The organism is Burkholderia sp. MSMB0856 (assembly GCF_001524645.2).
GTDB lineage: Bacteria > Pseudomonadota > Gammaproteobacteria > Burkholderiales > Burkholderiaceae > Burkholderia > Burkholderia diffusa.
Map to the genome: position 1 here is coordinate 1,011,655 of NZ_CP013429.1, position 14,398 is coordinate 1,026,052.

Annotated in this window: 13 protein-coding genes and 1 pseudogene; 10 read left to right on the top strand and 4 right to left on the bottom strand. The window is 67.3% G+C overall.

Annotated features, from left to right (window positions below):
• Positions 1-2: 2 nt before the first annotated feature.
• From cblA to WS87_RS34440, 4 genes and pseudogenes are all read left to right on the top strand, one after another.
• Entirely contained in the window at positions 3-503 is a 501-nt protein-coding gene (cblA, locus tag WS87_RS33205; RefSeq protein ID WP_059819768.1) for a cable pilus major pilin CblA, read from the top strand.
• An 84-nt stretch (positions 504-587) separates the two neighbouring features.
• Positions 588-3,290, top strand: coding sequence for a cable pilus usher protein CblC (gene cblC / locus WS87_RS33210; RefSeq protein WP_059819767.1), 2,703 nt, complete (start codon positions 588-590; stop codon positions 3,288-3,290).
• A 222-nt stretch (positions 3,291-3,512) separates the two neighbouring features.
• Complete coding sequence (locus WS87_RS33215; protein WP_269467401.1) at positions 3,513-4,523, top strand: CfaE/CblD family pilus tip adhesin; 1,011 nt, start codon at positions 3,513-3,515, stop codon at positions 4,521-4,523.
• Positions 4,522-4,668, top strand: a pseudogene (locus tag WS87_RS34440) (IS481 family transposase); the annotation flags it as partial. The gene WS87_RS33215 and the pseudogene WS87_RS34440, both read left to right, overlap by 2 nt.
• A gap of 19 nt (positions 4,669-4,687) precedes the next feature.
• On the opposite strand, the gene WS87_RS33225 reads toward WS87_RS34440, so the two are convergent.
• Positions 4,688-5,830 (bottom strand): FAD binding domain-containing protein, encoded by a 1,143-nt coding sequence (locus WS87_RS33225; protein WP_059819765.1) that lies wholly within the window; start codon positions 5,828-5,830, stop codon positions 4,688-4,690.
• A 49-nt stretch (positions 5,831-5,879) separates the two neighbouring features.
• Between WS87_RS33225 and WS87_RS33880 the strand changes: the two genes are divergently transcribed.
• Entirely contained in the window at positions 5,880-6,158 is a 279-nt protein-coding gene (locus WS87_RS33880; protein WP_159085748.1) for a hypothetical protein, read from the top strand.
• A gap of 27 nt (positions 6,159-6,185) precedes the next feature.
• Here the strand turns inward: WS87_RS33880 and WS87_RS33235 are convergent, their stop codons facing one another.
• Positions 6,186-6,905 carry a TetR/AcrR family transcriptional regulator gene (locus WS87_RS33235; protein ID WP_059690265.1) on the bottom strand — a complete coding sequence of 240 codons (720 nt, stop codon included), beginning with the start codon at positions 6,903-6,905 and terminating at the stop codon, positions 6,186-6,188.
• A gap of 366 nt (positions 6,906-7,271) precedes the next feature.
• Here WS87_RS33235 and WS87_RS33240 point away from each other — a divergent pair, with 366 nt between their 5' ends.
• The 3 genes from WS87_RS33240 to WS87_RS33250 are packed head-to-tail and all read left to right on the top strand — an operon-like array spanning position 7,272 to position 10,445.
• A complete protein-coding gene (locus WS87_RS33240; RefSeq protein ID WP_059534426.1) occupies positions 7,272-7,997 on the top strand; it encodes a YoaK family protein in 726 nt (241 codons plus the stop codon).
• A gap of 49 nt (positions 7,998-8,046) precedes the next feature.
• Positions 8,047-8,988 (top strand): hypothetical protein, encoded by a 942-nt coding sequence (locus tag WS87_RS33245; protein ID WP_059534424.1) that lies wholly within the window; start codon positions 8,047-8,049, stop codon positions 8,986-8,988.
• A 14-nt stretch (positions 8,989-9,002) separates the two neighbouring features.
• Positions 9,003-10,445 carry an alginate export family protein gene (locus WS87_RS33250; RefSeq protein WP_059819790.1) on the top strand — a complete coding sequence of 481 codons (1,443 nt, stop codon included), beginning with the start codon at positions 9,003-9,005 and terminating at the stop codon, positions 10,443-10,445.
• Between the two features lie 18 nt (positions 10,446-10,463).
• On the opposite strand, the gene WS87_RS33255 is transcribed toward WS87_RS33250, so the two are convergent.
• On the bottom strand, positions 10,464-11,369 hold the full coding sequence (locus WS87_RS33255; protein WP_059819789.1) for a LysR family transcriptional regulator: 906 nt from the start codon (positions 11,367-11,369) through the stop codon (positions 10,464-10,466).
• Positions 11,370-11,473: 104 nt separating this feature from the next.
• Here WS87_RS33255 and WS87_RS33260 point away from each other — a divergent pair, with 104 nt between their 5' ends.
• A complete protein-coding gene (locus WS87_RS33260; protein WP_059819763.1) occupies positions 11,474-12,124 on the top strand; it encodes a DsbA family oxidoreductase in 651 nt (216 codons plus the stop codon).
• Between the two features lie 201 nt (positions 12,125-12,325).
• Positions 12,326-13,267, top strand: coding sequence for an MBL fold metallo-hydrolase (locus WS87_RS33265; RefSeq protein ID WP_107938258.1), 942 nt, complete (start codon positions 12,326-12,328; stop codon positions 13,265-13,267).
• Positions 13,268-13,289: 22 nt separating this feature from the next.
• Here the strand turns inward: WS87_RS33265 and WS87_RS33270 are convergent, their stop codons facing one another.
• The gene (locus WS87_RS33270) at positions 13,290-14,198 is read right to left on the bottom strand and encodes a helix-turn-helix domain-containing protein (protein WP_059819762.1); all 909 of its coding nucleotides are present in this window, start codon (positions 14,196-14,198) and stop codon (positions 13,290-13,292) included.
• Positions 14,199-14,398: the final 200 nt, after the last annotated feature.

The following is a 14,398-nucleotide window of genomic DNA, read 5'->3' on the forward strand; positions in this document are numbered from 1 at the left end:
CCATGCTGAAATACGTTCCGATCGCTGCCGCAGCCCTGATGTCGATGTCGGCTTACGCCGTTCAGAAGGACATCACCGTCACGGCCAACGTCGACACGACGCTCGAAATGCTGTCGGCGGACGGCTCGGCACTGCCGACCACCATGCAGATGCAATATCTGCCGGGTACGGGTCTTCAGGCAGCTGAAGTGAAAACGAAGATCTTCACGAACGACAAGGCGAAGGATCTGCAGATCCGCCTGGCGACTGTCCCGTCGCTGAAGAACCAGACGAGCCCGGGCGCGCCGGAAATTCCGCTGTCGGTCAAGCTGGGGGAAACCGAGCTGACTACCACGGCGTCGACGCTGAAGACGGCGGAGCTCTTCCCCGGCGAACTGGCACAAGGCTCGAACGTGCTGCCGCTGTCGATCGGTCAGAAGACGGTCGCAGCCGTCACGGCGTCCGGTAGCTACCAAGGCCTCGTCAGCGTGATCGTCACGCAGAGCGCCGCGTCGGGTAGCTAAGCTCCCGGGCTGTATCGATGGGCGCGCCTGAACGGCGCGCCCTGTTTTTTGTAGTACTCCGTCAAAAAACGTTCAATTTCCCGCATGATTCCATTCGACCTCAAGAAAACCGTTGTCGCATGTCTGAGCGCTCTGTGTGTGACGGACGTCGTGTCCGTCGCGCAGGCTGCTTCATCCGTGCCGCCGGGCTTCGAGGACATCATGACGGGGCACGACGAACGCATCAACGTCAACTTTCTGGGCAAGCCGCTCGGCTTGTTCCGCGTGTATGTGACACCGGACACGGTCCGTTTCGAGGATCCCGCAGGCCTGTTGCAGGCGCTCGGCTCACACGTGAACCCGGCGACCGACGTGTCGACGATCGGCGACGCGCTGTCCAAGTCGATGGCGCGCAACGGCAACCTCGCCTGCGCGGGGGCGGCGGGCGTGAACGGCTGCGGGTATGTCGACACCGACGGCGCGGCCGTGATCTACGACGAAAGCGAAGGCAACATCGAGCTGTTCCTGTCGCGCGACTGGCTGAGCACCGAAGAGCGTGACCAGCGGTTTCGCGAGCCGTCGCCGATGACCGAAAACGCGCTGATCCATCAGCAGACGATCAACCTGTCGGGCGGGCGCGGCTACAAGAGCCTGTCCGTGTCGGGCACGGGCGCGCTCGGCATCACGCCGAAGAGTTTCATCGGCGGGAACTGGAATTTCACCCATACGGGCTATTCGAGAGGATCGGACAGCCACGTCCAGCTTCAGGATCTCTACTACCGCAACGATCTCGGCGCCGAGCATTACGCGCAGGCCGGCCGGATGGACAACCGCAACCTCGCGAGCGCGCTCGGCGGCAACTTCGGGTTCACGATGCTGCCGGTCGGCACGCTCGACGGCGTGCGCGTCGGCACGACGCTGGCATATGTGAATCCGGAAGTCGCGCAGCAGGGCACGCCGGTCACGCTGCTGCTACCACGCGATTCGCGTATCGACGCGTACCGCGGCCAGGAGCTGTTGGGCACGTTCTACATGAAGGCCGGCGTCAATGCGCTCGATACGTCCCGCTTTCCGGAAGGCACGTATCCGCTGACGCTGCGCGTGTTCGAGAATGGCGTGCAGGTGCGCACGCAGATGTCGCCGTTCACGAAGACGGGCGGCGGTGTCAATTCGCGCACGCGACAATGGTTCGCGCAGGCCGGTCGCCCGTCCGACCGGGACGCGCCGGACGGCATGGCAGCGGCAGCCGGCGTGCGGATTCCGCTGTTGCGTGAAATGGCGCTGACGAGCGGTATCGCGAGCGTCGGCCGGCACGTGTACAACGAAACGGCGCTGGAGTGGCGACACGCGTTTCCGCTGGGTGTGCTTTCGACCGGCGGCTCGTTTTTCGTGGGCAACGACGGCTCGCGAGGCAACACGCAGCAGATTTCATTCGCCGACGGCGTGTCGTGGAGTGTGTACCGTTACCAGATGCGCGGCGCGGCGTGCAATGGTCCGGCCGTGTCATATCGCGACATCGGCTGCTACGACATGCTGAACGCGACCGTGTCGTTTCCGATGGGCAACTGGTCGGCAATGCTCGGCTATACGTACAACAAGAGCGTCGGGCGGTCGCAGAACTGGCAGCCCGACACACCGGACCGTCCGTGGGCGACGCCCGTGTTCCGTGAAGGCGATCAGGTGTCGCGTGCGCTCCAGGCGTCGCTGTCGCGATCCTTCACATGGCGCAAGGTCAGCACGAACCTGCGCGTCGGCGCGTACGCGAACCGCAACACGGGTGCCCGCAGCGAGTACGGCGGCTACGTCGGCGTGACGCTGTCGATGGCCGAACCCGCGATGCAGCCCGGGCGAGCGTCCGCTTACACGTCGGCGGGTGTCGACGTTCGCACGGACCGCAGCAGCACGACGACGAACTACACACTCGACCGCAACTGGAACTGGCAGGGCGACAGCTACCGGGAGGTCGCGCTCGGCGTGTCGGGCTACGGCACCGACAGCCTGACCGGCACCGTGCAGGGCCGCTGGAATGGGCGCTACGGCGACGTCGCCGCGTCGGTCGCGAACAGCTACAGCCGTGACAGCGGCGGCAACAATCCGTCGGTGACGGCGAGCTATTCGTCGTCGTTCGCGGTGGCGCGACAGGGCGTGTTCCTCGGCGCATCCGCGTCGCAGCCGGATCCGCTGGCGGGTTTCGCCGTCAGAGTCGGCAAGCGCGACGATGCGAGTGGCATGGCAGCCGAGGTGCGCAGCGATTCGAGCGCGAGGATCAAGGTGGGTTTCGGGCAGCGCGCGCTGCTGCCGGTGTCGGCCTTCACGCCGGTGACGACCGAAGTGAACGACGCGGGCGCGCATGCGTCCGCGGGCGCGACGAGCGTGACCGAGGGGCTCGGCAAGCGCACGCTGTTTATGGTGCCGGGGCAGCTTGCGCTGCGCAACGTCGATGCGAAGGTGACGTACACCTACGTCGGCCAGGCCTTCTCGAAGGGTGGCATGCCGCTGTCGGACAGCGTGATTCTCAACGGCGCGATGCCGTTGATCGACAGTCAGGGCGGATTCATTGCCGAACTCGACCATAAGGAAAGCGAACTGTTCGTCGTGGACGGGCCGACACTGATGCGCTGCCCGCTGCACGTGAAGCGCCAGCAGGACGTGCTGATGATGGTGGGCAAGGTGCGCTGCGAAGTGGCCGGGCCGGATGCGCTGCCGGAATCGCTGCGCAAGCAGGCCCGCGTGCGCAAGCTGCTGGAGCATCGATATGTGATGTCGATGCGGGCGCGGACGACAGGGGCTCCCGAAACGGCCCAATGACGTGTATGCGCGGCTGCCGCGTGGCGCGACCAACGATTCAAGTACATAGGGAAAATAGTCATTCAAATGATTCAGATCAGCCGAATTCGCTGTCGGGCAATCGTCCTGGCGGCCATACTGAGCGCGATCACGCTCGATGTGTCTGCAGTCATGCAGGTACCTGCGGATCGCAACGATACCGCACAAGCTGTTCGGGATCGTAGTTCGCCGGTGGGAGATGTCGTGATCTTCAACGGCGCGTCGGGCGGCTACGACACGACCGATTACAGGAAATGGGGGCGAAATTCGTGGACGTGCCAGTCGGCCACCGACACGGCGACCGGTGCGTGCGCGACCGAGCCGGTATGGACGGCTGAGGGCAAGTCGACCTCGATCCGGCTTTCGTTCAAGGAGGAGCGGACCGGTGCCACGGCCGTGCTGAATCTCAACGGAGAAAGTGCATACAGTCGCCACCTCGATTGCGACGGCAACGTCATTCCAGAAGTACAGTCGCTGGCGCGTTTGGCGATCCATCAAGCGGCGTCCTCTGTCGTGGCCGCTTGCCTCACCTTAGGCTGGGACGGGCGCTCGCTCTTCGTCAAGATTCCCGCTGCGGAACTGAAGAACCTCCCGTCCGGCGGGACCTGGAAGGCGAACCTTCAACTGAACCTGAGATTGTGGGGGACGGAAGGTACGGCTGCGAAGCTCGCAGTCTTCAAATCAGCGATCACGCTGAACGTCACCGACAAAGACAACATCCAGGTCTATCTTCCGGAATTCACGAGCGCGACGCCGACGGTCGATCTCAAGCTGCGCAAGCTGCCGAACGGTAGCCGGATGTCGGGCACGTCGAACATCGACATGTGCCTGTACGACGGCTACAACTCGCAGAGCACGTGGTTCGACGTATCGGCGAGCGACGGTCTCACGGTCGATCGCCGCGACAAGGGCCAGTATTCCGTGCTGCTCGCTTCGGACAAGAGCGGTGCGTACGAATCGCGTATCGACTACAACGTGAGCCTGACGTATGCCGGCAAGAAGATCACGCTGCCGAACAACGAGACGGTGCGGCTCCAGGGCGTGAACAACAGCGCCGGTCGCTCGGTATCGTTGCCGGGCATTTCGGTGCCGGTCGTCTGCACCCCGACGCCGCTGACACTCGAGACGCCGGAATTCCAGTCGGTGTGGAAGCGTCCGGGCAAGTACAGCAACAAGCTGACGATCACGTTTACGCCGTCGTCGGCGAGTCTGTAAGCACGGCCGTATCGTGCGTCCCGGCCATCGCGTCACCGGCAATCGGCGCGATACAGTGAACGCCGTTGGCTGAGCGTACATCTTCGTCGCCGTGGACGATCATGCCCGGATTGCCTACACGGCGATACATCCACGAGAGGCGCGCGACACCGGCCTGCCGCCGATCACACCCGTCCCATGATCCGCGTGCCGAGCGAGATGCCGAGTTCGGACAGCGAAGCATTGGTCGCGAGCTGGGCGGCTTCCCAGCGCGACAGCGCGGCGTCGAATGCGCTCGCGCGCACGCCGCCGCGCAGCGCTTCTGCAAGACCGACCGCGTTCTTCGCCGCCTTCGCGACCCCGGCGGCCGTATGCGGTCGCACGAGGCAGGCCGCGTCGCCGAGCAGCACCGCGCGGCCGAACGCCATGCGCTCGACCGCGAGATCGAGGATCGCCTGCGCGAACGGTGCCTGGGTCGCGTCGACGAGCCCGGTGAGCGTCGGCGCGAGCAACCGGCGGCCGGCGTCCACGAGTTCGAGGCGGTTGTCGTCGCGCATCGCGCCGGGCGGCAGCGAGCCGTCGCGTTGCGTGCCGTCCTGCGCGAGAAACAGCGACGGCACGCGATCCTGCTCGAGCCACCGGTACCAGACCCAGTTCACGCGCCGCTTGCCCGGCTCGATCGCGCCGTCGCGGCCGGGCACCAGGTAAGTCAGGAACAGATGCGCGTTGCCTTGCTGGAACGTGAACCGATCGCGCAGCACCCGCAGCACCGTGTCGGGAAGCGTGTGCTCGTCGACGAGCCCGCGCCACGCGACGTAGCCCGCATACGCGGGCCGCGCGTCGGGCAGTAGCTGGGCGCGCACGGCCGAGCGGCCGCCGTCCGCGCCGACCAGCAGGTCGGCATGCTCGACGCGGCCATCCGTGAAATGCGCGATCACGCGCGCGCCGTCCTGTTCGAACCGCTCGAACGATACGCCGGCGTGCACGACGCCGGCGGGCAGCGCGCGCTTCAGCGCGGTGTAGATCACGTTCCACGCGGTCTGCGTTTGCGGCATGTAAAGGCGCTGCACGATCCGGTCGTGCTCGTCGAGATAGATCCGGTCGACCGAATCGACGCTTGCATCGCGCGGCACCGGCACGCCGCCGAATGCGAACGCGCGCTCGATCGGCGGCTGCAGCACGATGCCGCCGCCGCGGCTGTCGAGGTCGTTCGGCGATTGCTCGAATACCTTGACGCGCCATCCGTCCGCGCGCAGCGCGGTCGCCGTGAACAGCCCGCCCACCGATCCGCCGATGACGATCGCCGACGGGCCCGAAACGTCGCTCATGATTCCCTTCCCCCGATGATTTGTCGCGCGCGGCGACTCAACCTTCCCGATGCTTCAGGAAACACACCGGCCACGCATTCACACGCGCCGGCTGTTCTTCGCGCGCCATGTTGCGCTTGTCTTGGCCGACGACCGGCCCGCTGCCGGCGTCGACGTCGTGCTGGCGGAAACCGTTCGCAGTGACGGTGACGGTGCGATGAGCGATCGAATGCGTGTCGTTGGTCAGGTGACGGTCACCATGCGGTTCGGCCCGCACGCGCCCGGACGCGGGCGCAAATGCCTTTCGAGGATAGGCGCGGCGACCGGCACGCCGGATGAATTGTTCTGAATTCGTCGGGCGGCGCGCGGGGCCGCGCTACACGCGGCGGCGGCGCCGCGCGCTCGCACCGGACGCGAGTTGCTTCAGCGTAGCGGGCGTGCCGTGGAGAAACGCGTCGACCAGCCGTTCGATTTCGGTGTCGAGATCGTCGGGCACCGGCAGCCCGTAGACCCACTTGCGAACGCCGAAATAGAAGATGCTCGCGTGCAGGCTCCAGACGAGCTCGATTTCCGCGTTGCGCTGGGCCTCCGTCGCCGGCGTGGCGATGTCGTATTCGTGGCGCAGCTCGCGCAGCACCGGCAGGAACACGCGTTCGCGCAGCCGCGACAGATAGCGCGTGTTGAAGCCCTCGCGGCTGAGCCCCGCGAAGATGAAGGTGCGGATCCATTCGCGCCGCAGGATGGTTTGCGCGTACGCGCGGTAGAACGCGACGAGCCGCTCCTGCAGCGGGACCGTGCGATCCGCGATCATTTTTTCCCAGTCGGGGCTCCACGTGTAGACCTCGTCGTACACGCGATCGATCAGCGCTTCCTTGCTCGGGAAATACCGGTACAGCAGCGGCTGGGTGACGCCGATCTGCCGCGCGAGCTCGCGCGTGCTGCCGGAAAAGCCGTGCGTCGCGAAGTGCTCGATCGCCTTTTCGACGATCTGCCGCTCCCGCGCTTCCGGCGCGAGGCGCCGGCCCGGCGTGACGGCGTTGCCTTCGGCGTCCGTCCCGCGCTCGCGGGCTGGCGTGCTGCGTTTTCTTTCGGTCATGCATCGGCTCCTGATCGCGTGTGCGCTTAAGCTATCGATCGAAAAATAACACGATCGGACCGCGAGGACCGCTCGCGGCGTGCCTGTCGACGCGATGCGGGACCCGTCGCGCACGCGCCTCGCGTCGCGTCGAGCGCGCCATCCGACCGGGCGTCCGGGCGGCCTATTCAGGAAAATTCAGGCCCATCGCCATGACATTAAGACGCGCCTTAACTAGTCTTGCTTCCGAACAGCCGTTTGGACCGGACGCCAGTCGGCACCGCCGGGCCGTTCGGCACAACCGGAGCGGAACATGCGTGATCTGATCTCGCCGGACGCACGCATCGCGTGCGCCGGCGCCACCGTCGCCATCCAGGAGGCCGTGTCATGCCGACGGTAACCGCGGCCGCGGCGCCCGATCACGTGCGCGGCGAGGACGTGTTTCTCGCGTCGATCGCCGGCTACGTCGACACGCTCGGCTTCGTCGCGCTGTTCGGCCTGTTTACCGCGCACGTCACCGGCAACTTCATCCTGATCGGCTCGGGGCTGGCCGGCGTCGGGCAAGGGCTCGCGATCAAATGGCTCGCGTTTCCGGCCTTCATCGCCGGTATCGTCGGCGCGCGCGTGCTCGACCACCGGATGCGTTCGCTGGGCCACGGCCCGCGCGCGCGTTCGCTCTATGCGCTTCAGGCCGTGCTGCTGGCCGGGTTCATGCTGGCCGGCGTGATGGCGTCGCCGATCGCCGACGCCGATGCGCCGCGCACGATCCTGTGCGGTCTGCTCGGCGCCGCGGCAATGGGTGTCCAGAACGCGCACGGCCGGCTGACGGCCCGCTCGGTCGTCGCCAACACGGTGATGACGGGCAACGTCACGCAGGCGGTGATCGACGCGTTCGACTGGCTCGTGCCGCTTGCCGCGCCGGCCGAACGCGACGCCGCGCGCGTGCGGCTGCGGCGCACGCTGCCGCCGGTCGCGGCCTTCGCGATCGGCGCGGGCGCGGGGGCCGCGGCGTACGTATTCGCCGCCTTCTGGGCGCTGGCGCTGCCGCTCGCGACCTTGTGCTTCCTCGCCTATCGATCCGGCCGGCCCGACGACGGGCCGGCATCACGCTGAATCCACGCGCGCCGCACGGCAGCGCTTGCCACTTTCAAGGAGAATTTCGATGATTGCACTGAAGTTGCGACAGGTATTGCGGATGACGGCCGCGTCGACGGCCGTGCTCGGCGCATTGCTGGCGACCGCGCCGGCCCACGCCGACGAGACGCGTCTGCTCGAGACCTCGTCGGCGAAGGTGCCGGCCGTCTCGGTCGGCCCGCAATACGACACGACGCACGTGTGCGTCGCGCCGGAAGACTTCGACCGCTTCACCGACAGCTTCGTCGCCACGTTCGGCGGCAAGAAGTCGCAGCAGGGCGTGTTCCAGGTCACGCCGACGCCGAGCCAGACGATGTCGCAGCTCGTGTTCACGCCGTCCGGCACGATCTCGGTGTTCGGCTTCAAGACGCCGATCCCGTACCCGTTCTGCGAGGAGCGCACCGGCTATCTCGTCACCGACATGGACGTCGCGATGAAGTCGGCGCGCGCGCACGGCGCGGACGTGGTCGTCGACACGTTCCCCGATCCGATCGGCCGCGATGCGATCATCCGCTGGCCGGGCGGCGTGAACATGCAGCTGTACTGGCACACCCAGGCGCCGCACTACGATCCGCTGCAGACCGTGCCGGAAAACCGCGTGTACGTGTCGCCGGAAAGCGCGAGCAAGCTGGTGCACGACTTCGTCGCGTTCTCGCGCGGCAAGGTCGTGTCCGACGTGCGCAAGGCGCCGGGCATCGAGATCGGCCGGCCGAACGACACGTACCGCCGCATCCGCATCGAGTCGGGCTTCGGCAAGATGACCGTGCTGGCCACCGACGGCCATCTGCCTTATCCGTTCGGGCGCGAGATGACGGGCTACGAAGTGGCGGACCTTGCTGCCACGCTGGAGAAGGCGAAGGCCGCCGGCGTGACGGTGCTGGTGCCGACCTTCACGTCGGACGGGCGCGATGCGGCGCTCGTGCAGTTCCCGGGCGGCTACGTCGCCGAGATCCACGCGCGGTCGAAGTGATGGAACGGCGGTCGATGAGGCGGACGTGGCGGGGCGTGTTGCCGGCCGCCGTGCTGGCGGGCGGCGTCGCGACGTACGCCGGGACGGCGGCCGGCGCCGAGGAAACCGCGGCGCCGGCCTCGACCGCCGCCGCGACGTGCACCGCGAAGCGTCCCGCGGTGCTGTTCAACCGCTGGCAGGAAGACTGGTCGGTGCTCGCGAATCCGTGCGTGCCGCGCAAGCCGCTCGACGGGCTGAAGTACATCCCGCTGGGCGGCGACCCGTCGACTTACCTGTCGCTCGGCGCGAACCTGCGCGAGCGCTTCGAGCTGAACAACGCGCCGCTGTTCGGGCTCGGCGCCGCCCACGACGACAACTACGTGATCCAGCGCGCGACGGTGCACGCGGATCTGCGCTATGCCGGGCATTTCCAGGCGTTCGTCCAGTTCGTCGATGCGCGGCCGTACGGCAAGGACACGGTCGGCCCGGTCGACAAGGATCAGCTCGACATCGAGCAGGCGTTCGTCGCGTATGTCGACCAGCTGGGTGGCGGCACGTTCAAGGCGCGCGTCGGCCGGCAGGAAATGGCGTACGACTTGCAGCGGTTCGTGTCGGTGCGCGACGGGCCCAACGTGCGCCAGGCGTTCGACGCGCTGTGGGCGGATTATGAAATCGGCAACTGGCGGCTGATCGGCTATGTGACGCGCCCCGTGCAGTATCGCAACGACGCGGTGTTCGACGACGTGTCGAACCGGCACCTCAGATTCGACGGCGTGCGGATCGAGCACAACGCGGTGGGGCCGGGCGAATTGTCGGGCTACTGGTCGCGCTATACGCGCGACAACGCGCGCTACATCGCGGGGGCCGGCACCGAGCGGCGCGACGTGTTCGACATGCGCTACGCGGGCAAGTCTTCCGGGTTCGATTGGGACGCCGAAGCGATGCTGCAGACCGGGCACATCGGCCAGGACACGATCGGTGCATGGGCGTTCGGCGCGCTGGGCGGCTACACATTCGCGAAGACGCCGGGCACGCCGCGCATCGGCATCCAGGTCGACGGCGCGTCGGGCGACAAGCATCCCGGCGACGGACGCATGGGCACCTTCAATCCGCTGTTCCCGAACGGCTATTACTTCACGCTGGCCGGCTACACGGGCTACAGCAACCTGATTCATGTGAAGCCGTCGCTGACGTTCAAGCCGGCCGGCAACGTGACGGTGCTGACCGCGGTCGGTTTCCAGTGGCGCGCGACGACGGCCGACGCGATCTACGGGCAAGGGATGCAGGCTGTGCCCGGCACGGCCGGCAAGGGCGGCGCGTGGACCGGCATGTACGCGCAGGCCCGCGTGGATTGGCTCGTCAATGCGAACACGGCGCTGGCGGTCGAGGCGGTGCATTTCCAGCTCGCCGATTCGATTCGCGCGCTGGGCGCGCGCAACGCCGACTATGTCGGCGTGGAGGCGAAGTTCGGCTGGTGACGCGGCGCGGCGCGCGGCTCAGTGCTGCGCGCCGGCGAGCGTCTCGATGAAGTCGATGAACGCCGTGACGCGCTTCGAGCCGCGCTGATTCGGCAGATACAGCGCGGTGACGACCGAGCGCGCCGCGTCGGGCATGACGTCGTACGCTTCGAACAGCCTGCGCAGACGGCCCGACTGGACGTCGCCGTCGACCAGCCAGTCGGGCAGCAGCGCGATGCCGGCGCCGTCGAGCGCGGCATCGCGCAACACTTCGCTGTGGTTCGACTTCAGCCGTCCGGCGACCAGCACTTTCGTCGTGCCGTGCGCATCGGCGAACGACCACGCCTGCTGGTCGCCGCCGAAGTGAAAGCGCAGGCACTGATGGTCGACCAGTTCGGCCGGGCTACCCGGCGCACCGTGCGCATCGAGGTAGTCGTGGCTCGCGACGACGAAGCGCTGGAAGGTGCCGAGCTGCCGCGCGACGACCTCCGCGGACGGCGCCGCCTCGCCGAGCCGGATCGCGACGTCGATCCGGCCGGCGACGAGATCGACGCGTTCGTCGGTGAGCTGCAGGTCGAGGTCGAGCTTCGGGTAGCGCGCGAGGAAGGCCCCGATGTGCGGCGCGATGCGACGCACGCCGTACGCGACGGGCACCGACACGCGCAGCGGTCCGGACGGCTCGTCGCCGCGATCGGAGACGAGCGCGTCGGCTTCCGCGAGTTCCTCCAGCAGCCGCTTGGCCCGCGCGTAATACACGGAGCCGGCATCGGACAGCGTGACCTGGCGCGTCGTGCGGTTCAGCAGCACGGTGCCGAGCGATGCCTCAAGCGCATCCACCGCGCGCACCACCGACGAGGCCGCGAGATCGAGACGCCGCCCCGCGCTCGAGAAGCCGCCGGCTTCCGCTACTTCCACGAACGCGCGCAGCGCGGAGAATTTGTCCATGTCGTTGCCTTTGTGCATGCCGCAACGATGCGTTGCGTGCCGCTCGCATTCTATCGCCGGCCGGCAAGCGCTATCTTCGAGACTGCAATCAACAGGAGAGCGCAATGAATTTCGTCGAAGTCACGATCACCTACGACCTCATCTGCCCGTGGTGCTGGATCGCCGAGCGCAGGCTCGCGGAGGCGATCGACGAAGCCGGGCTCGCTGGCGACGTGAAGGTCCGGTTCGCGCCGTTCGAACTGAACCCGACGATGCCGGCCGCGGGCATGGACCGCAAGGCGTACCGCAGCGCGAAGTTCGGCAGCTGGGCGCGCTCCCAGGCACTCGACGCGCAGGTGGCCGACGCCGGCCGCGCGGCGGGCCTCGTGTTCGATCATGCGCGGATCGCGCGCACGCCGAACACCCGGCTCGCGCACCGGCTCGTCTGGTTCGCGCAGCAGCGCGGCGGCGCGGCCGCGCTCGTCGATGCGCTGTTCGCCGCGTACTTCCGCGACGGCCGCGACATCGGCGATGCGAACGTGCTGGTGGAGCTTGCGGCGGGTGCCGGTCTGGCCGGCGACGCGGTGCGGGCGTTCCTCGCCTCTGACGAAGGGCTCGACGCGGTGATCGCGCTCGAGGCCGATGCGGTGCGCGCGGGCGTCGCGTCGGTGCCGTCGACGCGGATCGGATCCACGGTCGTCAGCGGCGCGCAGCCGGCCGCCGTGTTTCGCGATGCGTTGCTCGCCGCGCACCGCGCGCATCATCCGGTCGCATGAATCCGGCCCGCAGCCGCGGCGCGTCGATTTTCAGAACGTTTCATATTCGGCTCAGGATTATTGCGAAACCGAACGGTACGCTCCATGTTGCGCGCATTTCGTCTGCTGGAGCGGCAGGCGCCGCGCGACGTCGACACGCAACCGTGGAACTCGGACATGAACACACTGAACCGGCGCATGCGCGCGTTGCGCTCCGGCGCCATGCTGCTCGCCGCATGGTGCGTCGGCCTTCTCGCCTCGGGCGCGTTTGCCGCCGGGCCGGGCGGCGGCAGCCAGCCGCCCGGCTTCTACCGGCAGAAGCTCGGCGACCTGCAGATCGTCGCGCTGTCCGACGGCACCCATCCGTTTCCGGTCGATACGGTGTTCCGCGACGTGTCGAAGGATGAAGTCCGACGCGATCTCGATCGCGAGTTTCTCGAGCCGCCGGTACAGGGGTCGATCAACGCGTTCCTGGTCGACACGGGATCGAAGCGGATTCTCGTCGATACGGGCGCCGGCGTGCTGTACGGCGACTGCTGCGGCAAGCTGCTCGACAATCTGCGCGCGGCAGGCTACGCGCCGGAGCAGATCGACGAGGTGCTGCTCACGCACCTGCACAAGGATCATGTCGGCGGCATCGTGTCGGACGGCAGGATGACCTTCCCGAACGCGGTCGTCCGGGTGAACGAGATCGAGGCGAATTACTGGCTCGCCCCGGACAACAAGGCGCAGGCGCCGGCGTTCCTGGCATCGTTTTTCGACGCGGCGGCCGCGTCGGTCGCACCTTATGTCGCCGCCGGCCGCTTCAGGACGTTTCGCGGCGAAGCGACGCTCGCCCCGGGCATTCGCGCGGTGCCGATGCCCGGCCACACGCCGGGCCATACGGCCTATCTGATCGAGAGCGGTGATGCCGGGCTGCTCGCGTGGGGAGACATCGTGCACGTTGCGGCGATCCAGTTGCGGGATCTCGACGCGACCGTCCAGTACGACAGCGATGCCGGCGAAGCCCGCCGCACGCGGCGCGACGTGTTCAAGCGCGTGGCCGACCGGCGCTATCTGGTCGGCGCCGCGCACATTGCGTTTCCCGGGCTCGGACACTTGCGCAGGGACGGGGCGCGGTACGATTGGGTGCCCGTCAACTACGACGCGACGCCGTTGCGATGACGGGACGATGCCCGCGACAGCGTCAGCGCGACATGCCGCGCCGCCATGCGCCGGGCGGATGGCCGACGATGCGCGCGAAGAGGCGGTTCAGGTGACTCTGGTCGGCGAAGCCGCACGCGGCCGCGATTTCCGCGAGCGTCATGTCGGTCGTCTCGATCAGCTCGCGGGCGCGCATCACGCGCTGCTCCAGCAGCCATTGATGCGGCGTGCGCCCTGTCGTGCGCGAGAACGCGCGGATGAAATATCCGCGCGACAGATCGCATTCGTTCGCGACCTCCTCGATCGATACGCCGAGGTTCGCCTTCTCCATCAGCAGTTCCTTGGCGAGCGCCGTCTTGGCCGGCGACAGCAGGCCCTTGCGCTGCAGGTCGCGCGCATGCGCACTGCCGTACTGGCACGCGAGATGCGTGCCGATCGCGACGCCCATCTGCTCGACGAACAGCGTGTTCAGCGCACCCGGCACGTCGAGGCTGTCGGCGACCGCGTGCGCGAGGTGGCCGAGCACCGCGTCCTGCACGTCGGGCGCGCAGGTCAGGCCGGCGATTTCGGTGCCGTCGTGCTCGCGGCCGAGATGGCCGAGGTAGCTGTGCGACAGCTCGATCAGCATGAAGTCGAACTTGCCGTACAGGTCGGCGCGGAAATTCCGGGAAAAGTCGCGAATGTAGATGGAGTTGTGCTCAAACCGTCGCTCGGATTTGCCCGTGCCGCCATAGATCGTGCGCCGATGCCCGCCGTTCAGCGATACGCCGATCAGGAAGCCGCGATCGCTGGCGGCCATCTCGATGCGCTCGAATTGTTCGTCGCGCATGCATTTGCGATGGAGCGTCAGGCCGCCGGCCGACCTTTCAATATCCTTGGAAAGCAGGCTCGACATGCATCCGAGCGTGTCTTTCGGTGGCGCCGCGGCGGGCGCGACGAGGGCATCTGACATGATGGAGCGTCCTTCGAGGGGTACGGCGCGCGAGCATTCTTGCGCGCAGTTTATACGGCGCGCCCGACAGGCCCACTGTAACTTGAATAAATGTCCGCTTGCTGATGAAAAATGCGCCGGCCGGGCCGGTTCATTGTGCCAGCACGCGAACGATTTCGCCGTCGCGCGAACGGCCTGCGGAGACAGCGGGCCGAATGATA